At 60.7% G+C, this 25,878-nt stretch carries 24 protein-coding genes, 1 tRNA gene and 1 pseudogene; 19 read left to right on the forward strand and 7 right to left on the reverse strand.

All coding sequences use genetic code 11. The features are described from left to right. The first annotated feature begins 112 nt into the window (after positions 1-112). Entirely contained in the window at positions 113-685 is a 573-nt protein-coding gene (locus ACMGGK_RS07645; protein ID WP_420276811.1) for a hypothetical protein, read from the forward strand. Between the two features lie 530 nt (positions 686-1,215). Continuing rightward, positions 1,216-2,910, forward strand: coding sequence for an AAA family ATPase (locus tag ACMGGK_RS07650; RefSeq protein ID WP_420276812.1), 1,695 nt, complete (start codon positions 1,216-1,218; stop codon positions 2,908-2,910). A 221-nt stretch (positions 2,911-3,131) separates the two neighbouring features. Here ACMGGK_RS07650 and ACMGGK_RS07655 read toward each other — a convergent pair whose 3' ends face one another. Further along, positions 3,132-4,052: an AraC family transcriptional regulator gene (locus ACMGGK_RS07655; RefSeq protein WP_049299768.1), complete on the reverse strand. Its 921-nt coding sequence runs from the start codon at positions 4,050-4,052 to the stop codon at positions 3,132-3,134. Positions 4,053-4,157: 105 nt separating this feature from the next. Between ACMGGK_RS07655 and ACMGGK_RS07660 the strand changes: the two genes are divergently transcribed. After that, complete coding sequence (locus tag ACMGGK_RS07660) at positions 4,158-4,991, forward strand: oxidoreductase (protein ID WP_049299767.1); 834 nt, start codon at positions 4,158-4,160, stop codon at positions 4,989-4,991. A 95-nt stretch (positions 4,992-5,086) separates the two neighbouring features. On the opposite strand, the gene ACMGGK_RS07665 is transcribed toward ACMGGK_RS07660, so the two are convergent. From ACMGGK_RS07665 to dpiA, 3 genes are all read right to left on the reverse strand, one after another. Next, positions 5,087-5,162 (reverse strand) — tRNA-Asn (locus ACMGGK_RS07665). 114 nt (positions 5,163-5,276) lie between these two features. Further along, positions 5,277-8,366 (reverse strand): beta-galactosidase, encoded by a 3,090-nt coding sequence (locus ACMGGK_RS07670; protein ID WP_420276813.1) that lies wholly within the window; start codon positions 8,364-8,366, stop codon positions 5,277-5,279. 102 nt (positions 8,367-8,468) lie between these two features. After that, the gene (gene dpiA / locus ACMGGK_RS07675) at positions 8,469-9,155 is read right to left on the reverse strand and encodes a two-component response regulator DpiA (protein ID WP_004940807.1); all 687 of its coding nucleotides are present in this window, start codon (positions 9,153-9,155) and stop codon (positions 8,469-8,471) included. A 313-nt stretch (positions 9,156-9,468) separates the two neighbouring features. Between dpiA and citC the strand changes: the two genes are divergently transcribed. From citC to dhbA, 11 genes are all read left to right on the forward strand, one after another. Beyond that, entirely contained in the window at positions 9,469-10,539 is a 1,071-nt protein-coding gene (gene citC, locus ACMGGK_RS07680; protein ID WP_028127715.1) for a [citrate (pro-3S)-lyase] ligase, read from the forward strand. Then, the gene (gene citD, locus ACMGGK_RS07685) at positions 10,539-10,847 is read left to right on the forward strand and encodes a citrate lyase acyl carrier protein (protein ID WP_046687418.1); all 309 of its coding nucleotides are present in this window, start codon (positions 10,539-10,541) and stop codon (positions 10,845-10,847) included. The genes citC and citD overlap by 1 nt, the downstream gene beginning before the upstream one ends. After that, positions 10,831-11,751, forward strand: coding sequence for a citrate (pro-3S)-lyase subunit beta (gene citE, locus ACMGGK_RS07690; RefSeq protein WP_016927085.1), 921 nt, complete (start codon positions 10,831-10,833; stop codon positions 11,749-11,751). The genes citD and citE overlap by 17 nt, the downstream gene beginning before the upstream one ends. Then, entirely contained in the window at positions 11,751-13,256 is a 1,506-nt protein-coding gene (gene citF, locus ACMGGK_RS07695) for a citrate lyase subunit alpha (RefSeq protein ID WP_028130661.1), read from the forward strand. The genes citE and citF overlap by 1 nt, the downstream gene beginning before the upstream one ends. 3 nt (positions 13,257-13,259) lie before the next feature. Next, complete coding sequence (gene citX, locus ACMGGK_RS07700; protein WP_143778296.1) at positions 13,260-13,808, forward strand: citrate lyase holo-[acyl-carrier protein] synthase; 549 nt, start codon at positions 13,260-13,262, stop codon at positions 13,806-13,808. Beyond that, complete coding sequence (gene citG, locus ACMGGK_RS07705) at positions 13,789-14,673, forward strand: triphosphoribosyl-dephospho-CoA synthase CitG (protein ID WP_420276814.1); 885 nt, start codon at positions 13,789-13,791, stop codon at positions 14,671-14,673. Before citX ends, citG begins: the two co-directional genes overlap by 20 nt. Positions 14,674-14,698: 25 nt before the next feature. Continuing rightward, positions 14,699-16,162 (forward strand): anion permease, encoded by a 1,464-nt coding sequence (locus ACMGGK_RS07710; RefSeq protein ID WP_016927089.1) that lies wholly within the window; start codon positions 14,699-14,701, stop codon positions 16,160-16,162. Between the two features lie 146 nt (positions 16,163-16,308). Beyond that, positions 16,309-17,538 (forward strand): bifunctional glucose-1-phosphatase/inositol phosphatase, encoded by a 1,230-nt coding sequence (agp, locus tag ACMGGK_RS07715; RefSeq protein ID WP_420276815.1) that lies wholly within the window; start codon positions 16,309-16,311, stop codon positions 17,536-17,538. Positions 17,539-17,699: 161 nt separating this feature from the next. Beyond that, complete coding sequence (locus ACMGGK_RS07720) at positions 17,700-18,392, forward strand: 4'-phosphopantetheinyl transferase family protein (RefSeq protein WP_337060983.1); 693 nt, start codon at positions 17,700-17,702, stop codon at positions 18,390-18,392. A gap of 188 nt (positions 18,393-18,580) precedes the next feature. Beyond that, entirely contained in the window at positions 18,581-19,771 is a 1,191-nt protein-coding gene (locus ACMGGK_RS07725) for an isochorismate synthase (RefSeq protein ID WP_048796519.1), read from the forward strand. 102 nt (positions 19,772-19,873) lie between these two features. Then, a complete protein-coding gene (gene dhbA / locus ACMGGK_RS07730) occupies positions 19,874-20,632 on the forward strand; it encodes a 2,3-dihydro-2,3-dihydroxybenzoate dehydrogenase (protein ID WP_025303452.1) in 759 nt (252 codons plus the stop codon). A 1-nt stretch (position 20,633) separates the two neighbouring features. Here the strand turns inward: dhbA and rarD are convergent, their stop codons facing one another. Continuing rightward, a complete protein-coding gene (rarD, locus tag ACMGGK_RS07735; protein ID WP_164053028.1) occupies positions 20,634-21,512 on the reverse strand; it encodes an EamA family transporter RarD in 879 nt (292 codons plus the stop codon). A 139-nt stretch (positions 21,513-21,651) separates the two neighbouring features. Here rarD and alkB point away from each other — a divergent pair, with 139 nt between their 5' ends. Beyond that, positions 21,652-22,299 (forward strand): DNA oxidative demethylase AlkB, encoded by a 648-nt coding sequence (alkB, locus tag ACMGGK_RS07740; protein WP_033635177.1) that lies wholly within the window; start codon positions 21,652-21,654, stop codon positions 22,297-22,299. On the opposite strand, the gene ACMGGK_RS07745 is transcribed toward alkB, so the two are convergent. Beyond that, entirely contained in the window at positions 22,282-23,217 is a 936-nt protein-coding gene (locus ACMGGK_RS07745; protein ID WP_151254644.1) for a LysR family transcriptional regulator, read from the reverse strand. The genes alkB and ACMGGK_RS07745 overlap by 18 nt on opposite strands. An 85-nt stretch (positions 23,218-23,302) precedes the next feature. On the opposite strand from ACMGGK_RS07745, the gene ACMGGK_RS07750 reads away from it, so the two are divergent. From ACMGGK_RS07750 to nadS, 3 genes are all read left to right on the forward strand, one after another. Next, the gene (locus ACMGGK_RS07750; protein WP_420277440.1) at positions 23,303-23,932 is read left to right on the forward strand and encodes an alanyl-tRNA editing protein; all 630 of its coding nucleotides are present in this window, start codon (positions 23,303-23,305) and stop codon (positions 23,930-23,932) included. Between the two features lie 64 nt (positions 23,933-23,996). Then, positions 23,997-24,320, forward strand: coding sequence for a type II toxin-antitoxin system RelE/ParE family toxin (locus tag ACMGGK_RS07755; RefSeq protein ID WP_173890115.1), 324 nt, complete (start codon positions 23,997-23,999; stop codon positions 24,318-24,320). A 37-nt stretch (positions 24,321-24,357) separates the two neighbouring features. Continuing rightward, positions 24,358-24,654 carry a NadS family protein gene (gene nadS, locus ACMGGK_RS07760; RefSeq protein ID WP_060420390.1) on the forward strand — a complete coding sequence of 99 codons (297 nt, stop codon included), beginning with the start codon at positions 24,358-24,360 and terminating at the stop codon, positions 24,652-24,654. Positions 24,655-24,661: 7 nt separating this feature from the next. On the opposite strand, the gene ACMGGK_RS07765 is transcribed toward nadS, so the two are convergent. Beyond that, on the reverse strand, positions 24,662-24,904 hold the full coding sequence (locus ACMGGK_RS07765) for a hypothetical protein (RefSeq protein WP_004940831.1): 243 nt from the start codon (positions 24,902-24,904) through the stop codon (positions 24,662-24,664). A gap of 304 nt (positions 24,905-25,208) precedes the next feature. On the opposite strand from ACMGGK_RS07765, the pseudogene ACMGGK_RS07770 reads away from it, so the two are divergent. Next, positions 25,209-25,871, forward strand: a pseudogene (locus ACMGGK_RS07770) (ABC transporter substrate-binding protein); the annotation flags it as partial. Positions 25,872-25,878 lie beyond the last annotated feature (7 nt).

Below are 25,878 nucleotides of genomic sequence, written 5' to 3' on the forward strand. Positions count from 1 at the left end.
TCCAAGGCTGAAAACTATGAGTTTGTCTGACCGATTATACAAGAGATAGGCTACTGACATGTGAACAGGGAAATGAATTTATTTCATCATTTCCATCATGTCGGAGTGAACGATGAGCCTCTATATCAACAACGGCGCCCTGGGCGCCATGGAACACCCGGGAACGGCGGCGAGCGCCCTGGCGCTCAGCGTGCCGGTCGCGGCGGGCGCTTTGCTGCTGAAGACCGAAAATCTGCTGGGCATCGGCGCGACCCTGATGCTGCTGATGGCATTGGCGCTGGCGTTTCTCGGCGGCGCCGCGCTGGCCCGTCTACGGCCGCTGCGGAACCGGCCTGCGCTGGCGATTCTCCGCTACGGCTTTTTGCTGGCGGCGGCGGGATGGCTATTGATGCTGCTAATGCTGTTCGGCGGCCACGGCTGGCCGGCCCTGCTGCCGGGCATCGCCCTCGGCGGCCTGGGGCAGGGCGTCGCCTACCGCACGGCAGTGGGGGAGCAAGCGGGGTTGGCCGTGGCGTGCAGGCTGACGACGGTGGTGACTATCGTGGCCGTAGTAGTTGCCGCTTCGCTGGTGCAAACCTATGCCGCACCGGGGATAAAGGGAGCCTGTTTCGCGCTGGCATTGCTGGTCGATCTGGCGCTGCTGGGGGCATTGATGGCGCGGGTTGCGGAGCGGGATGGGGGCTGAGAAATGGCTGAAGGTTAAAGGCCTGCGTGGGGGACGAGGCGGGCCTTTAGGTGTTTGTGGGGATTGTTGAGTAGGTGATCCGCCGGGGCAGTTTTGTGCCAGAAGCGGAAGTTGCTTACATCGTGCTATGTGGGTTTACTTGAAGAAATCAGAAACTTAATATTGGAATATTAATATGAATATCATATAGTTATACTTGAAAGCAATGAGAAATTAGGTTAAGTAACAATGAGAATAGACATTCCTACTAGGCGTGATTTTTTTACAATGGCTGAGCATATAGTAAATGAAGCTTGGGAAAAAATTGCTCATTTAGCTTATGATTTTAGAGAACCCGACATATGGAATAGTTGCTATAAAGAATCCGAATATTTCTCAGATTCAGATGTAAGAAAAATACCTAACACTATCTTTACTCTGATAGGGCTGCTATCCATTAGTAAAATAGAAAATCAGTTTATGATTTTGAATGTTAACACCTAAAATGATGAATTAAAGTTTTGCACCTTTCATTAAAAAAGGAAAAGAAAATGTTCATTAAGTCTTTGTCTGTTAGTAAATTCAAAAAAATTGACACAGCAGAAATCACCCTTAGTGATATAAATGTATTAGTAGGAGCAAATGGCTCAGGTAAGAGCAGTATTCTGCAAGCTATACATTTTTCAATATGCGCAGCTATTGCCGCTCGGCAACAAAGTCAACAAACATTCTCCACTGAGCTTTTAATGTATAATATCACCCCGGACTTCACTGTTTTAAAGAACGGCGAGCCTTATAAAAATTCGAGGTCACCTGGCAATCAAAGTGTGTTGAGTCTTTTTGGATATGATGATCTTGCTGATCGACAATTAGAATACAATATAATTATATCTAAGGGTCGAAATCATGGAAATATGTCATGTGAAAGGACCGGTGATTATACCGGATTCGGTTCAGTAATCACCGATGAAAAAAATCTCTTTAGTATATATGTCCCTGGCCTGGCTGGTATATCACAGAAGGAAGAATTAAAATCTCCAGCAATAGTTAGAAGAGGAGTGGCAAGTGGTGATGCAAATTTATACTTAAGGAATGTAATATATTATCTGAACAAAGACAACCGCTTGGTAAATCTCAATAGCATGCTGCAAGTTGTATTTCCAGATATAGAAATCGAAGTGGATTTCAAAGAGGATAAAGATACTTATCTAACCGTTAACTTTAAAGAAAATGTAAGTGGGAAAAATTACCCTATCGAGTTAGCGGGAACTGGATTACTCCAAACATTACAGATATTTGCATATATAGTATATTTTAAACCTAAATTATTACTCTTGGATGAACCGGATTCTCATCTTCATCCGGATAATCAATATATTCTCACTGACTCATTAAATTTAATATCAGAAAGTAACAAATCAGAAACTCAAGTTATACTTTCCACTCATAGCAAACATATAATTGATTCATTGTATGGTGAGGCGAATTTTATTTGGATGAAAGATGGTAATGTTCAGAATCAAGGTATGAACTTGGACAAAATATCAATGTTCTTAGATTTAGGAGCTTTAAATGACTTGGATAGAGTAACTGAGGGGGTTGTGGATAATATATTCCTCACTGAAGATAGAGATAAAAAATATTTCAAGGCCCTTCTGCAACATAATGGTTTTGATATGGAGAGAACTGCAGTCTATAGCTACAAAACATGCACAAATGTGCAAGGGGCAATTGTATCTGCTGACCTTCTTAAGGAAATGTCCCCTAATTGCAAAGTTATAATTCATCGTGACCGCGATTTTATGACTGATGATGAAGTAGACATAGTAAAAGCAGAAATTCAAAGAGGCGGCGCCATTCCATTCATTACTGAAGGTAGTGATATTGAGAGTTATTTTACTAGAATAGAGCATTTATCTCATATTACAGGCTCTTCTGTGCAAGATATACAAACATGGATTTCTGATATAGCCACACAAAATCATGTTGTCATCCAGTCTGATTTTCAATCCAAAAGAGATGTGATTAAATATAATTTATACAAGGGGAGATTGGAAGCATGCCCTCGACACCTAACATTATTTGGAAACCAAGTTCCGACATCAATTGATAACATTAAAGGAAAATATTTATTAAGGAAAATACGAGGAGGAATGCAAGAGAAATTGGGGAGGCAGTATGATTTAACTCAAATGAGCCCTCACCTGCTCATTAACGAATTAAGCTCAATTATAGAGACCGATTAGCAGACCTACTGTTCTGGTGGAATTTCTGTTAAAAGGGGGCAATCCCTTGAATATCCCCCTTCAAATATAAGTAAAAACACAATGATGTTGATAATGTCTTCAATAGCACCAAGACGTCGTTATCAATAAAAATTGTATTTAAGGACCGCTTTTCGCTCATAGCAGACCTTCGTCTGCCCTGCGCCAGAAGCGAACTATCGTTTCGCCAGACCAAATCAGCCTCAGTGCGATGAAACAAATACCGAGGCAGGCTGCGCGGGCGGAATGGCGAAGTGACGCTGCATGCGTTTTATCTCCTCTGCCGGTGGCAGGCCAAACAGACGTTTGAATTCGCGGTTAAATTGCGATGGGCTTTCATAGCCAACGGCGTAACTCGCAGCAGCGGCGGTGATTTGTTGGCGCACCATCAGCATCCGTGCCTGGTGCAGTCGTACCGATTTCACATACTGCATCGGCGGCATCTGCGTTATCGCTTTGAAATGGCTATGAAAGGTCGGCACGCTCATGCCGGCCAGCATCGCCAGCTGCGTCAGCGTTAACGGCTCCGCGTAAGTGGCGTGAATGTGCTGCAACGCTTTACCGATTTTGCCAAACTGGCCCTGTAAGGCCAGCGCGGCACGCATCGCGTTACCCTGTGCGCCTGTCAGCACGCGGAAATAGAGCTCTCGCACCCGCGCCGGGCCGAGGATCGCCGCCTCAAGCGGGTTGGCCAGGACGTCAAGTAAGCGAAGTACGGCCATTTTTACCGTGTCGTCCATGGGGCTCGACATCATGCTTTGCGGCGCGGCGGGAGGATGCGGGGCGCCATGTTGTTCAATCTGCAACATCAGTTCCGCGGCAAGCTGAAAATCCAGATGCATGTAAATCGCCAGCAGCGGATGTGCTGCCGACGCGTCAGTTTCCATCACAAACGGCACCGGCACCGAAACCGCCAGGTAGTGCTGCTCATCATATAAATAGGTCTGTTGACCGAAATAGCCGCGTTTGCTGCCCTGGCAGACAATCACGATCCCCGGATCGTACAGCACCGGCGTTCTGGCAAGCGGGCGATCGGAACGCAAAATTCGCACATCAGGTAGGGCAGTGAGGTTGTATCCCTCTTGCACCGCAAGTCTATTCATCAGGGCAATCATGTCGGACATCCCACCACCTCATAAAATCAGGCAAGAAAAAGAGAAGATACGGCCTAAAAATGCGGCAGAGCAGAGAATACCATGCAACCTTCATGGTTCATGGGAGTTCTTTTTATGGCATCTGCAAAAACGATTTTAATTACCGGCGTCAGCAGTGGCTTTGGTCAGGCGCTGGCGCGGGAAGCCCTCGCCGTGGGGCATCGGGTTATAGGGACGGTGCGCAACAGCGAAGCGCTACAGGCTTTCGGCGCGCTCGATACGCAGCGGGCTTTTGGCTATCTGCTTGATGTCACGGACGTTGAGCGTATTGATGAGGTGGTTGGAGAGATTGAGTCCGCCGTCGGTCCGATAGATGTGCTGGTGAACAATGCCGGTTACGGCCACGAAGGCATTCTGGAAGAATCCCCGCTTGCAGAGCTGCGCCGCCAGTTTGACGTCAATGTGTTTGGCGCGGTGGCGATGATCAAAGCCGTGCTGCCGGGCATGCGCCAGCGCCGTCGCGGCCACATTATCAATATCACCTCAATGGGCAGTTTCATTACCTTGCCCGGTATCAGCTATTACTGCGGCAGCAAATTTGCACTGGAAGGGATATCAGAAGCGTTAAGTCAGGAGCTTACCCCGTTCAACATACGCGTGACCGCAGTGGCGCCCGGTTCGTTTCGAACGGACTGGGCCGGGCGTTCAATGGTACGCAGCCCTCGCCGTCTCCCGGACTATGACGCGTTATTTGAACCTGTTCGTCAGGCGCGCCAGGAAAAAAGCGGCAAGCAACTCGGCGATCCGGTGAAGGCGGCTCACGCCATACTGGCATTGATCGAGAGCCAGACCCCACCCACGCATCTGTTGTTAGGCAGTGACGCATTAAGTTTGGTGCGGCAAAAGCTCGAGGCGTTAGGTCAGGAAATTGAACAATGGGAGAAACTGACCCGTTCAACGGATGGCTGAACGGTGTCGGGTAGGGAGGGCGTAGGGATCACCGATTATGACCGCCTGACAGCAAAAAGCCCGCTTAAGTTTCCTTAAGCGGGCTTCTCTAAATATGGCTCCTCTGACTGGACTCGAACCAGTGACATACGGATTAACAGTCCGCCGTTCTACCGACTGAACTACAGAGGAATCGTGTGAACGGGGCGAATAATAGCGAGGCGCCGTCGGCATGTCAAAGGCGGATTACACATTCTGTGACTGTTTGCTTACAGAATGCGCAACCCGTTGAGTTTTTTGGCAGATTTAGCCCTCTGGCGCTCGCTGCAGGCGCAGCTGATAGCGGTAAACGCCGGCGGTGAGCAGGTAATCCCGGTGCACGCTCGGGCTCCAGGAGTCGTCGCCGCCCACTCCCATATGGAAGCCGTCCAGATGCAGCCAGGTGCCCGCTTCCGGCTGCAGCAGATGCTGGTGGCTGCAGGCCATCAGCTGTTGCAGGCCGTAACGGCTGAGCGAGAAGTGGAAGCGGCCGTCGATGCGCCAGCCGCCGTAGCGCAGGCTGCGGGTGTCACAGCGCAGGCCGTTCTCGCCGGGGAAAATATACGGCGTATGCAGGTCCGCCAGCGGCAGGCGCCAGCGCCCGTGCTGCGCGGCCAGGCGGCGATCCGGGTAGTTTTCGTGCGGGCCCAGGCCCAGCCATTCCGCCTGCGGCTGCACCGTCGCCAGTTGGCAGTGCAGGCCGATGCGCGCCGGCGGCGGCAGGGCGTCGGCCACCTCGACCTCCACGTTCACGCTCACCGCGCCCAGCGCGTCGAACAGCCACTGTTTGCGGCTGATCAGCAAAATCTCCCCGTCCACGCCGAACTGGTGTTCGCTCACCACCCGCACGCCGTTTTGCAGCGCATCCGCCTGCAGCCGCGTGCAGCGCTCTTCCAGCCGGTACAGGCCTGCCAGCTTCCAGCGTTCGACCCAGGCGTTGGGATCGATATGGTTCGCCTCGCTGACGCCGATGTCGTTATCGATCGGCGCGCGCGCAAAACCGTCGCGCAGCGGCGTCAGCAGCTGCGGCTGCTCATTCTGCCACCACTGCGTCAGATGGCCGCTGCTGCGCTCGAAGCGCCAGCGCTGGTCGCCATGGGTAAGCGTCAGCCCTTCATCATTTTCAATAAGCGTTGGCGGCACGCCCTGCGCCGGCGGCGGCGCGGGATGCAGCGCGCGCGGCACCCGCCACTGATCCCAGGCGCAGCGGTGGTGCGCTTCAGACCAGTCGGTGGCCTGCGGTTGCACCACCTCCACGTTCAGCCACAGTTCGCCGGGCTGATGCAGCATCGGCAGCCGGTCGAGCAGGGTGAAGCTAGCGCTGCCCTGCGGCGGCAGCGCCAGATCGAGGCTGCCGCTGGCGCGCTCCACGCCGTCCAGCTCCAGCCGCCAGTTGAGCTGCTCGTTGTCGGTGTGGCGGAACAGGTAGTCGCTGGTGACGGTCAGCGTCAGCGAGGCAGCGTCGAAGGCGAAGCGGAACAGCTGCTGCGCCCGCTGCGCTTCGAACAGCGCCGGGTGCGGGGTGCGATCCGCGAACATCAGCCCGTTCAGGCAGAACTGGCGATCGTTGGGGGTGTCGCCGAAGTCGCCGCCGTAGGCCCAAAATTCTTCGCCGCGTTCGTCGCGCCGGATCAGCGCCTGATCGACCCAGTCCCAGACAAAGCCGCCCTGCAGGCGCGGATGTGCGTGGAACGCGCGCCAGTAGCGCTCAAAGCCGCCGAAGCTGTTGCCCATCGCATGGGCGTATTCGCACAGGATCAGCGGGCGCTGTTCCTCCGGCAGGCCGATCCACTTGCCGATCGCCCATTTGGGCACCGCCGGGAACGGCTGATCCTGATCCACCCGCGCATACATCGGGCAGATGATGTCGGTGGCGGCAGTGTCGGCGCCGCCGCCTTCATATTGCACCGGGCGGGTCGGATCCTGGCTTTTCACCCAGCGGTACAGCGCGTCGTGGTTTACGCCGTGGCCGGACTCGTTGCCCAGCGACCAGATGATGATGCAAGGGTGGTTGCGATCGCGCTGCACCATGCGGGTGACGCGCTCGCTCATCGCCGGCAGCCACAGCGGATCGTCAGCCAGGCGGTTCATCGGCTGCATGCCGTGGGTCTCGATATTGGCTTCGTCCACCACGTACAGCCCGTAGCGGTCGCACAACCGATACCACAGCGGGTGGTTGGGATAGTGCGAGCAGCGCACCGCGTTGAAGTTGTGCTGCTTCATCAGCAGGATATCGTGGCGCATCGTCGCCTCGTCCATCACCTGGCCGTGGCGCGGGTGATGCTCGTGGCGGTTAACGCCGCGGATCAGCAGCGGCTGCCCGTTGAGCTTCAACAGCCCGCCGCTGATTTCCACCTGGCGAAAGCCGACGTCATAGGCTTCCACCTCGATAATCTCCCCTTCGGGCGAGAGCAGGGCGACGGTAGCGCGATACAGCGCGGGCGTTTCGGCGCTCCACAGCGCCGGGCGTTCCACCGGCAGGCGCAGCGTGACGCGATCGTCATAGGCGCCGCGTTCGTCCACTATCTCGCTGCCGAGTGGCTGGGTGCGCTCGGCCACCCGCGCGCCATCGCGCCACAGCTGAACCTGCACCAGCAGCGGGCCGGGCCGGCTGGCGCGCGCCGTCACCACCAGTTCGCCGCGGGTAAAGCCGTCATGCAGCGGGGTGGTGATGCGCACATCGCTCAGGTGCGCGGCGGGTTTGTGCAGCAGGCTGACGTCGCGGAAGATGCCGCTCATGCGCCACATGTCCTGATCTTCCAGATAGCTGCCGTCGCACCAGCGCAGCACCATCACCGCCAGCCGATTTTCACCCGGCTGCAGCCACGGGCCGAGATCGAACTCCGCCGGCAGGCGGCTGTCCTGCGAATAGCCGACCCAGTGGCCGTTGCACCATAAATAGAACGCCGAGTTGACGCCGTCGAAGATGACGCGCGTCTGGCCGGCGGCCAGCCAGGCCGGATCGACGTTGAAGGTGCGTGAATAGCAGCCGGTCGGATTGTCTTCCGGCACGCGCGGCGGATCGACCGGGAACGGGTAGCGCACGTTGGTGTAAATCGGCGCGTCGTAGCCGGCGAGCTGCCAGTTGCTCGGCACCGCCAGCGGGGCGGCGTCCGGCAGATCCTGCTGCAGCCAGCACTCCGGCGCCGCCTCTGGGCGCGGGAAATAGCTGAAGCGCCACTCGCCGTTCAGCGACCGGCGGCTGGCGCTGGGGGCGTCATCGCGCGCGTCTTCCACCGTGCGCCAGCTGGCGAACGGCGGGTGAGCGTCCAGTCGGCGGTAGTGGGTGCAGGCCGGGTTTTGCCAGTCACGGCGGGCGAGGATTTCGGTCAGGGAAGCATGGGGCGCAGCAGGCATCGGCGATCGTCCAGTCGTCTAGGTGATGCTCACCAAGATGCTGACCGTCGCATAAAAAGTAAAGCGGTTACACGCAACCTTGCAAGGGCGATCAAATAACCGTTAATGCGGTTCGCCGGCGCGGTAGATCCGCTGTGGGCGGCCGACCTTGCCGTAAATGATCTCGGCGCGCAGCTGCTGTGCGGCGGTGCAAAACTCCAGATAACGGCGCGCGGTGGTGCGGCTGAGCCCCATTTTTTGCGCAACGCTTTCAGCGGTGTGGCGCGCGGCGGGTTCGGCGAACAGCGCGCGGATCTTGCCCAGCGTCAGCTCGTCGATGCCGGCGGGCAGCGCCGCCTGCTGCTCGCCGCGGGCATAGGTGTTGAACATCTCGTCGATGCGGCGCTGGTTGAGGCGCGCTTTGTCCTTCAACGCTTCGCGGCGCTGGCTGAAGCGCTGCAATGTCTGGCTCAGCCGGTCATAGGCCAGCGGTTTGATCAGGTAGTCGAACACGCCGTAGCGCAACGCCTCGGCCACGGTGGCCATGTCGCTGGCGGCGGTGATGAACACGATGCCGCCGCGATACCCGCTCAGCGTCAGTTCGCGCAGCAGGGTGATGCCCTGGCCGTCGGGCAGAAAGTTGTCCAGCAGGATCAGGTCCGGCTTGAAGCGCTCGGTCATGGCGCGCGCCTGCGCCAGGGTGCCGGCCAGCCAAATCTGGCGGCAGCCGCCGTTCTGGCGGATAAACTCCGCGTGCATCTCCGCCAGCGGCGTTTCGTCTTCAACGATCAGGATGTTCAGCCATTCCATAATGAAACCTACTATTGCAATCAAGATGCTAAATGAATGTAAGTAAATTGCGGCGCTAAATAAAGATTATCTCAATAATAAACACCATAAGATTAATTAAGCAAATAAAGAACATTAAATAACTTATTAACCGGGAACGGTTTGTGAAATAGGTCAATAATTGGCGTTTTTTTTCTGTTTACCATTGATTTATCGAACGCGAAGCGGCGTTTATCTTCATGGTTTTTAAGGTTTTAATTGCCGTCATTGATGTTAATTAAAATGCCTTTTTGTATTTAACTTGTTGTGTGCCAGTTAACCCAGAGAGCGTGTTATGTTAGGCGATGCCGTATTTAATCGGGTAAAGCGATCGGATCATAAAGCGATTTCGGAAATAAGTGCCTTCTTGCGCAGTAACGATCTGAATATCGACACCACGGTTGAAATATTTATTACTGTTACCCAGCACGACAAATTGGTCGCCTGCGGCGGCATCGCCGACAATATTATCAAATGCGTCGCCATCAGTCCGCTGATGCGCGGCGAAGGGTTGGCGCTGGCGCTGGCGACCGAGCTGGTGAACCTGGCCTACGAGCGCCACCACACCCAGCTGTTTATCTACACCAAGGTGCAGAACGAGCCGCTGTTCCGCCAGTGCGGTTTCTACCCGATCGCCACCGTGCCGGGCATCGTGGTGCTGATGGAAAACAGCCCGTGCCGCCTGAAGCGCTACGCCGCCCAGCTGGCGAGCCAGCGCCGGCCGGGCGAGACCATCGGCAGCATCGTGATGAACGCCAACCCCTTCACACGCGGGCATCAGTATCTGGTGCGTCAGGCGGCCAAACGCTGCGACTGGCTGCACCTGTTTCTGGTGAAGGAAAACACCTCGCGCTTCAGCTATGAAGACCGCCGCCGGCTGGTGCTGGCCGGCACCGCCGATATCCCCAACCTCACGGTACACGAAGGCTCGCAGTACGTGATCTCGCGCGCCACCTTCCCCTGTTACTTCATCAAGGATCAGGGCGTGGCCGACGACTGTTACACCGAAATCGATCTGAAGATCTTCCGCCAGTATCTGGCGCCCGCGCTGGGCATTACCCACCGTTTCGTCGGCAACGAGCCGTTCTGCGCGGTGACCGCGAAATACAACCGCGACATGCGCTACTGGCTGGAAACGCCGGCGCTGCCCAGCCCACCGATCGCGCTGGTGGAAATCGAGCGTTTGCAATATCAGGGCACGGCGATCTCCGCCTCCTGGGTACGCAAGCTGCTGGCGGCGGGGGACTTCCACGCCGCCGCGCCGCTGGTGCCGCCGGACACCCTGTACTACCTGCAGGATCTGCAAACGCAGCGCCGGGCCAAGGCGGCCCCGCATCCTTTTGAGTCCGCACAATCAGGTGAATGATGAAAATTATCCGAGAAGCAATGGCCGGCACGCTGGAATCCAGCGATGTCATGGTGCGCATCGCGCCCGCCGAGGGGCCGCAGCACGATCTGTTGATCGCCAGCAGCGTGGAAAAACAGTTCGGCGCGGCGATCCGCCGCACCCTGCTGGAGGTGCTGCAGCGTTATGAGGTGGAGCCGGTGCAGGTGATCGTCGACGACAAAGGGGCGCTGGACTGCGTGCTGCGCGCCCGGCTGGAAACCGCGCTGATGCGCGCCTGCGAGAGCGGCCAACTGCCGTGGGAGGCGAAAGATGAAAACGCTGAATAAAACCCGGCTACGCCGCAGCATGCTGTTCGTTCCCGGCGCCAACGCGGCGATGGTCAGCAACGCCTTTATCTATCAGGCCGATGCGCTGATGTTCGATCTGGAAGACTCGGTGATCCTGCGTGAAAAAGACGCGGCGCGCCGGCTGGTGTACCACGCGCTGCAGCACCCGCTGTACCAGGAGGTGGAAACCATCGTGCGCGTCAATGCGCTCGACTCCGCCTACGGCCTGGCGGACCTGCAGGCGGTGGTACGCGGCGGCGCGGACATCGTGCGCCTGCCGAAGACCGACAGCGCGCAGGACGTTGTCGACATGGAGCGCGAGATTGCCGCCATCGAGGCGGCCTGCGGCCGGCCGGTCGGCAGCACCGGGCTGCTGGCGGCGATCGAATCGGCGCAGGGCATCACCAACGCGGTGGCGATCGCGCACGCTTCGCCGCGTCTTATCGGCATCGCGCTGGGTGCGGAAGACTATGTGCGCAACCTGCGCACCGAACGCTCGCCGGAGGGTATCGAGCTGCTGTTCGCCCGCTGCTCGCTGCTGCAGGCGGCGCGCGCCGCCGGCATTCAGGCGTTCGACACCGTCTACTCCGACGCCAACAACGAAGCCGGCTTCCTGCAGGAAGCGGCGCTGATCAAACAGCTCGGCTTCGACGGCAAATCGCTGATTAACCCGCGCCAGATTGAGCTGCTGCACAACCTGTATGCGCCGACCGCCAAAGAGGTGGCGCACGCGCAGCGGGTGGTGGACGCCGCCGAGGCGGCGGAGCGGGAAGGGCGCGGCGTGGTGTCGCTCAACGGAAAAATGGTCGACAGCCCGGTGATTGAACGCGCCCGGCTGGTGCTGGAGCGCGCCGCGCTGTCCGGCTTACGGGAAGAACCGGCGCAGCACGGGGAGGAAGCATGATGAACCGCCAACAACGATTGATGACCTTCGCCAACCCGGCGGATCTGCCGGGCTATCAGGACGTGTCCAAAGCCAACCTGCAGGCGCGCAAACCGCGCGATCTCAAGCTGTGCGACTCCTTGCAGGAAGCGGTGCGCCGCAGCGGGCTGCAGGACGGCATGACCATCTCCTTCCACCATGCGTTTCGCGGCGGCGATCTGGCGCTCAATCAGGTGATGGAGACGCTGGCGGCGATGGGGTTCCGCAACCTGACGCTGGCCTCCAGCTCGCTGACCGACTGCCATGCGCCGTTGGTTGAGCATATCCGCCACGGCGTGGTGAGCCGCATTTACACCTCCGGGCTGCGCGGCCCGCTGGCGGACGCCGTTTCGCGCGGCCTGCTGGCGGAGCCGGTGCAAATTCACTCGCACGGCGGCCGGGTCAACCTGATTGAATCCGGCGAGCTGAAGATAGACGTGGCCTTCCTCGGCGTGCCGGCCTGCGATGAGTTCGGCAACGCCAACGGCTACAGCGGTGAAGCCTGCTGCGGCTCGCTCGGCTATGCGCGGGTGGACGCCGAGGCGGCGGGCACCGTGGTGCTGCTGACCGAGCAGCTGGTGCCGTATCCGCATCATCCCGCCAGCCTGGCGCAGGATCGGGTGGATCTGATCGTGCAGCTGGAGCGGGTGGGCGACGCCGACAAGATCGGCGCCGACGCCACGCGCATGACCTCGAACCCGCGCGAGCTGCTGATCGCCCGCCGCGCCGCCGAGGTGATCGCCGGTTCAGGTTACTTCACCGAAGGGTTTTCGCTGCAAACCGGCACCGGCGGCGCCTCGCTGGCGGTGACCCGTTTCCTGGAGGACAAGATGCGCGCCCGCGGCATTCGCGCCGCGTTCGCCCTCGGCGGCATCACCTCGACCATGGTGGATCTGCACGAGAAAGGGTTGATCGGCAAGCTGCTGGACGTGCAGAGCTTCGATCGGGCGGCGGCGACCTCGCTGGCGCGCAACCCGCGCCATATCGAAATCAGCGCCAACCAGTACGCCAACTTCAGCTCCAAGGGCGCGTCGGTCGATCGGCTCGACGTGGTGGTGCTGAGCGCGCTGGAAATCGACACCGGCTTCAACGTTAACGTGCTGACCGGCTCCGACGGCGTGCTGCGCGGCGCGTCCGGCGGCCACTGCGACACCGCCGCCGCCGCGCGGCTGGCGATCATCGTCGCGCCGCTGGTGCGCGGGCGCATCCCGACGCTGGTGGAGCAGGTGACCACCTGCGTCACGCCGGGTTCCAGCATCGACATTCTGGTGACCGACCACGGCATCGCCGTCAACCCGGCGCGGCCGGAGCTGGCGCAGCGCCTGCGGGAGGCCGGGCTCGAGGTGGTGAGCATCGACTGGCTGCGCGCCCGCGCGCTGCAGCTGACCGGCGAACCGCAGCCGATCGCCTTTACAGACAAGGTGGTGGCGGTGGTGCGCTACCGCGACGGCTCGGTGATCGACGTGGTGCATCAGGTGGCGGAGTAACCGATGGCCGCCGTCGATCCTCAACTGGCCGCCGAACGCGCGGTCAGCCTGCCGGAGCTGCTCACCAGCCGCGAATGCCGCCAGGCGCGCCAGCAGGCGTGGCTGGCGCAGCACCAGTGCACGCTGCTGGTGCTGACGCTGGTCGTCCCCGGCCCGGTGAAGGACAGCGCGCTGACGCGCGGCATCTTCAACCTGGGGTGGGCGGCGCTGCTGCGGCTGTGCGCCGAACAGGGCTGGCCCAGCCCGCAGGCCGAGGCGCTGGCGCTTTCCACCGGCTGCGAAGGGTTTGTGGCGCTGCGCGCCGACGCCCAGCGGGTGAAAGATTGCGCCATGCAGCTGGAGGTGAGCCGCCCGATCGGCCGGCTGTGGGATATCGACGTGCTGGATGCGCAGGGGCGCATTTTGTCGCGCCGCGACATCGGCCTGCCGGAACGGCGCTGCCTGCTGTGCGGCCAACCGGCCAAGATCTGCGCCCGCCAGCGGCGGCATGGCAGCGAGCAGCTGCTGCAAGAAATGGAAAGGATGTTCAACGATGCGATCTCTGCCGATTAATCCACCCGCCCGTCGCACCGAGCCGGCCTGCGACTTCGCCCGCGCCGCTTTCCGCGCGCTGCTGGTGGAGGTTAACCTCACGCCCAAACCGGGGCTGGTGGATCGTCATAACACCGGCGCCCACCGCGACATGGATCTCGGGCACTTCTACCGCAGCGCCCGCGCCATCGGCGTGTGGCTGCCGCGCTTTATCCAACGCGGACGGGAAGACGCGGCTTTGCCGGCAGAGCAGCAGCTGGCGCGGCTGCGGCCGCTCGGCATGGCCTGCGAAAACCAGATGTTTCGCGCCACCGGCGGCATTAACACCCACAAGGGCAGCGTGTTCTCACTCGGGTTGCTGTGCACCGCCTTCGGCCGCCTGCAGCAGCAGAGCCGTGACATCGGCGCGGAGGCGCTGTGCGGCGAGGTAGCGGCGATGTGTCGGGGGCTGGTGGACCGTGAGCTGCGGCGCAACAACGCCGGGCAGACCGCCGGCCAGCGCTTGTTCGCTGCGTATGGCCTCAGCGGCGCGCGCGGCGAGGCGGAGTCCGGTTTTCGGTTGGTGCTTGACGGCGCGCTGCCGCTGTATCGGCAACGGCTGGCCGCCGGCGGCGACGAACAGCGGGCGCTGCTGGACAGCCTGCTGTGGCTGATGGCCCACAACGATGACACCAACGTCGCCTCGCGCGGCGGCCTGCGCGGGCTGCGCTGGCTGCGGTGCCGGGCGGCCTGGCTGCTGGCGCAGGGCGGCTCGGCGGGGGAAACGGGCCTGGCGCGCCTGCGGCGCTTCGATGCCGACTGCATTGCCCGCAACCTCAGCCCCGGCGGCAGCGCCGACTTGTTGATAGTGACCTGGCTGCTGGCGCAGCTGGGTGCCCAAGAATAATAACCAAGCCTTCAGGAGAGTCCCTATGTCCCAAACCCAGGAAAAGATCTGGAAAGCGATAGCGCCGCTGGCGGTGCTCGCGATCCTGTTATTGATACCGGTGCCCGACGGCATGCCGCCGCAGGCGTGGCACTATTTCGCCATCTTCGTGGCGATGATCGTCGGCATGATTCTGGAGCCGATCCCGGCCACCGCCATCAGCTTTATCGCGGTGACCGTCAGCGTGCTCAGCGCCAACTGGGTGCTGTTCGGCGCGCAGGAACTGGCGGAGCCAGGCTTCAAGGCCGGTAAAGAGGCGCTGAAATGGGGGCTGGCGGGCTTCTCCAGCACCACCGTCTGGCTGGTGTTCGGCGCCTTTATCTTCGCGCTGGGCTACGAGGCCACCGGGCTGGGGCGGCGCATCGCGCTGTTCCTGGTGAAGTTCATGGGCAAGCGCACGCTGACGCTGGGCTATGCGGTGGTGATCATCGATATTCTGCTGGCGCCATTCACGCCGTCCAACACCGCGCGCACCGGCGGCACGGTGTTCCCGGTGGTGAAAAACCTGCCGCCGCTGTTCGATTCCTTCCCTAACGATCCCTCTTCGCGCCGCATCGGCGGCTACCTGATGTGGATGATGGTGGTCGGCACCAGCATCAGCTCCTCGATGTTCGTCACCGGCGCCGCGCCGAACGTGCTGGGCATCGAGTTCGTCGGCAAGATAGCCGGGGTGCACATCAGCTGGATGCAGTGGTTCCTGGCGTTCCTGCCGGTCGGCCTGCTGCTGCTGATCATCGCGCCGCTGATCTCCTACTATCTGTACAAACCGGGCGTGACCCACAGCAGCGAAGTGGCCGCCTGGGCGAATACCGCGCTGGGGGAAATGGGCAAGCTGACGCGCAAGGAGTACACCCTGATCGGCCTGGTGCTGCTCAGCCTATGCCTGTGGGTGTTCGGCGGCAAGGTGCTGGACGCCACCGCGGTGTGCCTGTTGGCGGTGTCGCTGATGCTGGCGCTGCACGTGGTGTCGTGGAAAGAGATCACCAAATACTCCAGCGCCTGGAATACGCTGGTTAACCTGGCGACGCTGGTGGTGATGGCCAACGGCCTGACGCGCTCCGGCTTTATCGACTGGTTCGCCCAGACCATGAGCACCCACCTGGACGGCTTCTCGCCGAACATGACGGTGGTGGCGCTGGTGCTGGTGTTCTACTTCGCCCACTACCTGTTCGCCAGCCTGTCGGCGCACACCGCCACCATGCTGCCGGTGATTCTGGCGGTCGGCAAAGGGTTGCCGGGCGTGCCGATGGAGCAGCTGTCGATGCTGCTGGTGCTGTCGATCGGCATCATGGGCGTGCTGACGCCGTACGCCACCGGGCCGGGGGTGATCATCTACGGCTGCGGCTACGTGAAATCGAAAGACTACTGGCGCCTGGGCGGCATTCTCGGCGTGGTGTACATCGCCGCGCTGCTGCTGATCGGCTGGCCGATCATGAGCCTGTGGTACTGAGTTGACGCACAGCGGCCGCCGCCCGGTGGCCGCTGGTACGATCTTTTCCCGTGAACCCTGTCACACACTTGTCACACTAACCCCGCCATCATACGCAGGCAAACGCTAACACCTTAAAAATAATCATTTTCCGGGAGCCTCTGCGGATGAGAAAAAAAACGTTATTGCTGTGCCTGCCCTTGTCATTCACCGGGAACGCGCTGGCGGACGCCGGCGGTTATCAACTGGAACAGGTGCTGGTGATGAGCCGCCATAACCTGCGCGCGCCGCTGGCCAACAACGGCAGCGTGCTGGCGCAGTCCACGCCGAAGGACTGGCCGGCCTGGGAAACGCCGGGCGGCCAGTTGACCACCAAGGGCGGGGTGCTGGAAGTGTATATGGGGCACTATTTCAACGCCTGGCTGAAGCAGACCGGCCTGTTGCCGCAAGAGGGCTGCCCGACCGCCGGCAGCGTGTACGTCTACGCCAACAGCCTGCAGCGCACGGTGGCCACCGCGCAGTTCTTCAGCAACGGCGCGTTCCCCGGCTGCGACGTCAGCGTGCACCATCAGGACAAGATGGGCGAGATGGATCCGACCTTCAACCCGATCATCACCGATACCAGCGAAGCCTTCAACCAGCAGGCGCTGGCGGCGATGAACGCCGCGCTGGGCTCGCTTAAGCTGGACGCCTCTTACCAACAGCTGGCGAAGATCATCGACTACAAGGATTCCGCCGCCTGCAAGACCGACAAACACTGCGACCTGACCAAAGAAGCCAGCGTGATGAGCGCGGTGCCGGGCAAAGAGCCGGGCGTCTCCGGCCCGCTGCGGGTGGGCAACTCGCTGGTGGACGCCTTTATGCTGCAGTATTACGAAGGTTTCCCGATGAAAGAGGTGGCCTGGGGCAAAATCGTCACCCCGCAGCAGTGGAAGCAGCTGGCGCAGTTGAAAGACGGCTATCAGGATTCGCTGTTCACCTCGCCGGTGGTGGCGCAGAACGTCGCCAAACCGCTGCTGACCTACATCAACAACGCGCTGCTCGGCGAGCGCAAACCGGACGCGCCGAAGCTGACGGTGCTGGTCGGCCACGACTCCAATATCGCCTCGCTGCTGTCGGCCATGCAGTTCCAGCCGTATCAGCTGCCGCAGCAGTACGAGAAAACGCCGATAGGCGGCAAACTGGTGTTCCAGCGCTGGCGCGACGCGCAGAACAGCCGTGAATTGCTGAAGATTGAGTACGTCTATCAGTCCACCGAACAGCTGCGCAAGGCGACGCCGCTGACGCTGCAAACCCCGCCGCAGCGCGTGACGCTGGCGCTGAAAGGCTGCCCGATCGACAAAGACGGTTTCTGCGCCTGGAGCGATTTCGAAAAGACCATGAAAGGCATCTTGTAATGCCCAGCCTCTCTCCCGACCGCGGGGGAGAGGCCTCTCCCCATCCCGGCTAACGTGCCGCCGTACGAGCCTTATCGTCATTTATTTTGCCCAGGGTCATTGTTGCAGGCGGTTTCGGGGGCTAACATCATCAGCCTGCCTGCTTATCATGGATACCGCCGTTGCCCACTTTTATCCGCAATATCGAATTTTTCACGCCGGACGGCTATCCGGGCCAGGTGGCGCGCTGCCATTTTGCGCTGGCAGAGTATCGCGACGAGAGTTTTCCCGAGGCGGGCTTTGCGCTGCCGGACCACCTGGCGCGCGCGGTACCGAAACGCCGTGCGGAGTATCTGGCCGGGCGTGTGCTGGCGCGACAGCTGCTGGCGCCGCTCGGTTTCGCCGACTTCACCCTGGCGCGCGGCGAAGATCGCGCGCCGCAGTGGCCGCCGGGCATCGCCGGGGCGCTGAGCCATAATTCGGATACCGCGCTGTGCGCCGTACACCGCGAGAGCGGGCTGGGCGGCGTTGGGTTGGATGTGGAGACGCTGCTCTCCGACGTGCGGGCGGAGGAGCTGTGGGGGGCGATCGTTTCGGCGGGGGAGCGCGAGACGTTGCTGCGCGAAACGCTGCCGTTCAACGAGCTGCTGACGCTGACGTTTTCCGCCAAAGAGAGCCTGTTCAAGGCGCTTTATCCGCAGGTGCGTTGTTACTTCGATTTTCTCGATGCGCGCATGGTCGCCGTGGATACGCAGCGGCAGACGTTCGTATTAGCGTTGCTTAAGACCTTGACGCCAAATTGCCCCGCCGGCCGCCGGTTCAGCGGGCATTTTTGGCGTGAAGGTGACGACGTCACGACCTTTATTTTTTGCTAAAACACAATAATAACAGTGTGTTATTTCTTGCTGCGCCGTAACGTGGATTTGCCGCAGCGAGCGGAAAGATTCATTCATCGGAGATTGACCCTCGGTGGGGAATCGGTGTAATTTATCCTCCTTTTACAGCTAATGATAATTATTCGCATAAACATTATCATTGGTGAGGCGCAACAAAGGAGTGGTCTGTGGCGACACTGACGACAGAAAACCAAACCTTCCCCGGGTTTGCGTACGCCGAACAATCGACCTTTTTGTACCGGTCCGAATTCCGTTCCCTCTCCGCCAGCGGCGTGTTCGAACGGATTGAGACGCCGGCGTTCGGCGGCGAGCAGGAAGGCAGCGCGCTGGCGCAGCATATTCGCCAGGCGCTGGCGCGAGCCAACGCCGCCGGCCAGGAGACGCCGGTGGTGGTGGGCGCCATTCCGTTCGACACGCGCCGGCCTTCCTGCCTGTATGTGCCTGAAAGTTACGAGTTTGTCGCCAACGACAGCTTTACCCGCGCCGCGCGCCCGATGCTGCAACAGCCGCATCGCCTGGCCGCCTGCACCAGCATTCCGGACGAGCCGCGCTTCAAGCACGCGGTGGCGGAAGCGGTCAGCCGCTTTAAACAAGGCAAGCTGGACAAGGCGGTGCTGTCGCGCATCCTCGACATCGAGCTGGAGCAGCCGGTGGCGGGCCACCAGATCCTCAATAACCTGATGGTGCAGAACCCGACCGGTTACCACTTTTCCCTGCCGCTGGCCGATGGCGGCGTGTTGATCGGCGCCAGCCCGGAACTGCTGATCCGCAAGCAGGGCGGCGAGATCCACACCAACCCGCTGGCGGGCTCGGCGCGCCGTCAGGACGATCCGCAGCAGGATCGCCTCGGCAGCGAGCGCCTGATGCGCTCGACCAAAGACAAATACGAACACAAGCTGGTGATCGACGACATCCGTCGGCACCTGGCGCCGCTGTGCGCCAGCCTGAGCGTGCCCAGCGGCCCGTCGCTGCTCAGTACCGGCACCATGTGGCATTTGTCCACCCGCATTCGCGGCGAGCTGCTGAACCCGAATCTCAACGTGATGCAGCTGGCCTGCCTGCTGCATCCGACGCCGGCGCTGTGCGGTTTCCCGACCGAGAGCGCCCGCCAGCTGATCGCCGATCTGGAGCCGCACGATCGCGGCCTGTTCAGCGGCATCGTCGGCTGGTGCGACGCCAACGGCGACGGCGAGTGGGCGATCGTCATCCGCAGCGGCCTGCTGCGCGGCAACCGGGTGCGGCTGTTCGCCGGCGCGGGGATCGTCGCCGCCTCGACGCCGCAGTCCGAGTGGCTGGAAACCGCCGCTAAACTGGGCACCATGCTCAACGCTTTCGGCCTGAACAGCGGTGCGCTGTAGGGCCACTTTGCGGCGCAGCGCGCGCCGCATCCTATCCTTTTCGCAGGAGACAACGATGAACAACAACATGACCCGGTTGTGCGCCCGGATGGCGGTGCGCGCATGAGCATTCAGATGGATTTCACCGGCAAACGCGTGTGGGTGACCGGCGCGGCGCGCGGCATCGGCGAGCAGATCGCCCGGCATTTTTTGACGCAGGGCGCCGAGGTGGTGGGGTTTGACCGCGAGTTCGCCAACCCGGATTTGCCTTACCCTTGCGTGACGCTGGACATCAGCCGGCCGGAGCAGGTGGAGGCGGTGTGCCGCCAACAGCTGGCGGAAAACCCGCAACTGGACGTGTTGGTCAACGCCGCCGGCATTCTGCGCATGGGCAATACCGAAGATCTGAGCGTGGATGACTGGCACCAGTGCATCAACGTCAACGCCTCGGGGGCGTTTTACCTGTTCCGCGCCGTGCTGCCGCACTTCAAGGCGCAGCGCAGCGGGGCGATCGTCAGCATCGGCTCCAACGCCGCGCACGTGCCGCGCGCGCAGATGGCGGCTTACTGCGCCTCCAAGGCGGCGTTGACCAGCCTGAACCACTGCGTGGGGCTGGAGATGGCGCCGTTCGGCGTGCGGTGCAATCTGGTGTCGCCGGGCTCGACCGACACGCCGATGCAGCGCGGCATGTGGCAGACCGATGATGCGCAGCAACGCACCATCGCCGGCTTCCCCGAGATGTTCAAGTTGGGGATCCCGCTGGGCAAAATCGCTCGCCCGGACGAGATCGCCAACGCGGTGTTGTTCCTGGCCTCCGACTTGGCCAGCCACATCACCATGCAGGACATCGTGATCGACGGCGGCGCGACGCTGGCCGCCTGAGTCAGACCCGCTGGCGGCGCAGCAGGTGCCGCGCGCCTTCCGCCGCCAGCAGCAGCACCGCCAGCCAGATCGCCAGATAGGTCGGCCATTCGCTTTGGCCGATGCTTTCGCCGAGCAGCAGCGCGACGATCACCAGCAGCACCGGTTCCACATAGCTCAGCAGGCCGAACAGGCTGAACGGCAGCAGGCGGCTGGCGAGGATGTAACACACCAATGCCACGGCGCTGATGACGCCGAGCAGCGGAATGCGCCAATACAGCTCGGCATTGATCGGCAGCGCCGCCGCGCCGCCGTCGCCGAAGGCGAACCAGGCCGCCGCCGGCAGCATCAGCGCCAGCTCGCACCACAGCCCGCCGAGATTGTCGGTGCCGAAACGCCGCCGCAAAATAAAGTAGAGCGGATACCCCAGTGCTACCACCAGCGTCGGCCACGATACGCCGCCCGCCTGATACAGCTCATTGCCCACCCCCGCCACGGCGCACGCCACCGCCAGTTTTTGCAGCAGCGACAGCCGATCGCGGTAGATCAAACGGCCCGCCAGCACCATGGTCAGCGGCAGCAGAAAATAACCGAGCGATACGTCGAGCGCCTTGCCGTGCAGCGGCGCCCACAGGAACAGCCACAGCTGCACCCCCAGCAGCGCCGAGGTGAGCAGCAGGCCCAGCAGGCGCCGCGGCCGTTGGCCGATCCCGACCAGCGTGTCGCCCACCTTGCGCCAATCGCCGGACAGCGCCATGAACAGCGTCAGGAACGGCAGCGTCAGCAGCGTGCGCCAGCCGTAGACCTGCTCGCCGTTCAGCGGGGTGAGGGTAGAGGTGAAGTAATACATCGCGCCGAACAAGATGGAGGCGACGACTGAAAGAGTGATGCCCTTAATCACACGCATTCCTGGTGAGTGATTGATTTTATGGCGGCTACTGTAGAGAAATTTGCCGCCAACGACAATGGCGCCGCCGGGCGCTGGACAATCGGCGGCGGCGGGTTACAATGGGTACTGTGTATTCATACAGGCTTTGGCGATGACAATCGATCTTTTTGAAGACGCGCTGCCGCCGCCGTGGCGCGAAGAGATCGCCCCCGGCGCGGTGGTGATGCACGGCTTTGTGCGCGATCACGGGCCGGAACTGCTGGCGGCGGTGCAGGGCGTGGTGGCCCAGGTGCCGTGGCGGCATTTGACCACCCCCGGCGGGCACGTGATGTCGGTGGCGATGAGCTGGTGCGGCAACGGCTGGACCAGCGACAGCCGGGGCTACCGCTATTCGGAACGCGACGCGCGCAGCGGCAAACGCTGGCCGGCCATTCCGCCGATCCTGATGGCGCTGGCGGACGAAGCTGCGCAGCAGGCGGGCTTCGGCCCCTTCGTGCCGGATTCCTGCCTGATGAACCGTTACGATCCGGGCAGCAAGCTGTCGCTGCATCAGGATAAAGACGAACACGACTTCGGCGCGCCGATCGTCTCGGTGTCGCTCGGGCTGCCGGCGGTGTTTCAGTTCGGCGGCCTGCAACGCAGCGACCGGGCGCGGCGCATTCCGCTGGCGCACGGCGATGTGGTGGTGTGGGGCGGCCCATCGCGGCTCTGTTTTCACGGCATCCTGCCGGTCAAGGAAGGCTACCACTCGCTGGTGGGGCCGCACCGCATCAACATCACGCTACGCAAGGCGCTTTAACTGCGGCTCCTGCGCCAGGCAGGCGACGAGATAGTCGATAAACACCCGCAGTTTGGGCGGCAGATACTGGTTGGGCGCATAGAGCAGCCACAGGCCGCCGTGATAGCTGCTGAGGAAATCCCATTCTGGCAACACCTGCACGATCTCGCCCTCGTCGAGCGCCTGGCGGGCGGTAAAGTACGGCAGGCTGCCGATGCCGATATGCCGTTTCACCGCGTCCAGCCGCACGCCGGTGTGGTTGGCGGCGTAGCGGCCGCGCACGCTGACCGTCACCGTTTTGCCGCTGCGGCGGAATTTCCATTGCGCGTCGCTCGGCGTTTCTCCCAGATAGATGCAGCTGTGCGCCGCCAGATCGTGCGGGTGCAGCGGCGTGCCGTGTTGCGCCAGGTAGTGCGGCGTGGCGCACAGCAGATGGTCTATTCTCATCAACTGGCGGCCGATCAACCCGGGCGACGGGCGATCGGTAATGCGCAGCGCCAGATCGACCCGATCGTCGATCAAATCCATGTAACGATCTTCCAGCCGCAGCCTCACGTCCACCTTCGGGTAGCGGCGCAGGAACTCCGGCATGTGCGGATGCAGCACGAAGCGGCCCACCGCTTTGGGTACGCTGACGCTGACCAGCCCTTCGGGCTCCGCGGCGCCGCGCCCGCCGATCGCCATGACCGCGTCGGCCGCCGCCAGCAGGGTGCGGCAGTGCGCAAACGCCTCTTCGCCGCTTTCGCTCAGCCGCAGTTTGCGGGTGGTGCGGTGCAGCAACTGCAGCGCCAGCGCCTGCTCGAGCTTCGCCACGCTGCGGCTGACGGCGGAAGGCGAAGCGCCCAGCTTGCGGGCGGCGGCGGAAAAACTGCCGCTCTCTACCACCTGAACGAAAACGGCCATTTCGGCCAACAGCGCGTAAGAAAGATTTGTGCTCATGACGCAAAGGTCCATTGTGATGGCGGCGGATTATGCTCCGATTATGACATGAATATAATGGCTCTTCGAACCGAGGAGAAAAATGATGACCGAACGACGTTATTACTACAGCGACGATTTACAGGGCCAGGCGCAGGTGTTGAGCTGTGCGCCGGCCGAGGCGGGCGCTTACGCCGTGGAGCTGGACGCCACGCTGTTCCACCCGCAGGGCGGCGGCCAACCTTCCGATGTGGGGTCGTTAGGCGGCGTCACCGTGCTGCGGGTGCAGCAGCAGGGGGATACCGTGGTGCACTTTACCGCCGCGCCGCTGCCGAACGGGCCGGTTACGATGCAAATCGATGAAGCGCAGCGTCGGCTGCACGCCCGCTGGCACTCCGCTGGGCATCTGATCGGCTGGTTGGGCGAAACCCGGGGCTGGCGGCCGGTCAAGGCGCATCATTGGCCGGGGGAAGGGCGCATCACTTTCGCGCCGGGACCGGATGCGCAGACGATAGAAGCGGACTTTTTGCAGGAGGAGCTGATGCGTTTGATCGCCGCCGATCTGCCGCGCCGCCAGCAGGCGGTGGACGGTTTGCGCCAGGTCGGTTTCGGCGAGTTGCCCGCCTACGGCTGTGGCGGCACCCATGTCGCCGCGCTGGGCGAGGTGGGCGCGATCGCGATTACCGGCCTAAAGATGAAGAAAGGGCAGTTGAACGTGCAATATGAGCTGGGTTGAACACTCTTGATCGTCGTACCTTGTACGAGTATCCTGAAAAGAAAGATCGCAGGAGGCGACGGTAATGGACTATCTGGAGTTTATCGAAACGACCGTTTTCAGCAGAAAGCGAGCCGAATTGATGAAGGATGATGACTTTCAGGCTTTCCAAAGCTATTTGCTGTTGAATCACCATGACGGGGATACGATCAGCCACACGGGCGGATGCAGAAAGATACGCTGGGGGCTGGACGGAAAGGGAAAACGCGGGGGCGTTAGAGTGATTTATTATCTGACGGCGGCCAGCGGCCGAGTGTACTTATTGTTGATATACCGTAAAAGTGAAAAGGATGATTTATCCGAACAGGAAAAGGCGATATTGAGATCCATCGTTCAACAACTTGATTAACGATGGCGAAATTGTGTGACGAAGGAATCAGGGCATTATGAAAAAAGAACTTTTCGACGATTTGGTCAGCAGCATGAACGAAATGGTGGCGATCGAAAAGGGTAAGATGACGCCAAAGTCCGAGCATGTTCACCGTCATGCTATTCCTGACGTCAAGCTGCTGCGCAAATCCCGTGGGATGAAGCAGGCGGAGTTTGCCAAGGCTGTGGGGGCCAGTGTGGGATTGGTGCAAAGCTGGGAGCAAGAACGCCGCATTCCCTCGGGATCGGCACTGAAACTTCTGTTGCTGATTGAGCGTAACCCGGCGCTGCTTGATGAGTTGCTGGTGATTTAAATCCTACTCAACGCCCGGCCTGTCGCAACTGGGTGCAGAATGCGCATTGGCACCCCGCCACCGGCACCGCCGCGCAGCTGCCGATGCTCACCGGCTGGGCGTCCATGGCGTGAAAGCCGTAAAACAGATTTTCGATGTTTTGTTCCGCCACCCGCGCCTGCTCCGGTCGCGGTTCGGGCACTTTCGACTGAAACGCTGCGGCCTTGCCGGCCAGCAGGCTGAGAAATAACAGCGACAGCTGGATTTTCATCGTCGTCTTCCTTTGGCTGAGGTTTTGATACTTTATAACAGATTGCATTCGCCGCCAAGCGACGCGTCTTGTGCGATTTACACCATTGGTTAGCGAAATTAGTTCGTTCAATTCCCCGCCGATTTGGTTTGTTATCTAACCCATAACTTTCAGAAATAATATGGGTGCGGCACTAATGTTTAAGTTTTCTTTCAAGGTATTAACCGGTGGAATAGCGGTGGCGTTAGGAGGGGCGGCGGCGATGAGCCCGGCGTTGGCGGCGGTGCAGGGCGGCACGCTGATCTACCTCGAACAACAGGCGCACACCAATCTTTATCCGCCTTCCGGCGGGTTTTACCCCAACGGCGGTATTCTCAATCAGATCACCGACAAGCTGAAATTTGACCCGCAGCAGGCCAACCGGCTGTTGGATGAAGCGGGTTGGAAAAAGGGCGGTGACGGGCTGCGGGAAAAGGACGGCAAGAAGCTGGTGCTGACGGTGTATGAATCGTTGCCGCAGCCGCAGAACAAGGCGGTGTTGCAGCTGGTTTCTCAGCAGTGGGGGAAAGTCGGCGCGCGGCTGAACATTCTGGCGGGCGACGCCGGCAGCCGGGTGGCGGATAATCTCGACCCACAGAAAACCCCGGCGACGGTGGTGGAGGTGGGGCGCGCCGATCCGGACGTGATTAAAAGTCAGTTTTACCCAACCAACCGCGACGGGCTGCTGCAGAAGGGCGGCACCAGCAGCAACAGCAACTTTAGCGATGACAAGCTGAATGCCCTGCTGCTCGGCATTGCCTCCGAGGTTGATGCGCAACAACGCCTGCAGATCGCCGGCGAGGCGCAAAACTACCTGATTGACCAGGCCTACGTGATCCCGTTTTTTGAGGAGCCGCAGGTGTTCGCTGGTGCGCCTTATTTGAAGGGGGTGAGTTTCGAAGCGGTCGGTCGCCCGAGCTTCTACGGCGCCTGGTTAGAGAAACATTAAGGGGGCG

The organism is Serratia sp. BNK-33-b (assembly GCF_048684565.1).
In the GTDB taxonomy this organism is placed as follows: Bacteria; Pseudomonadota; Gammaproteobacteria; order Enterobacterales; family Enterobacteriaceae; genus Serratia; species Serratia marcescens.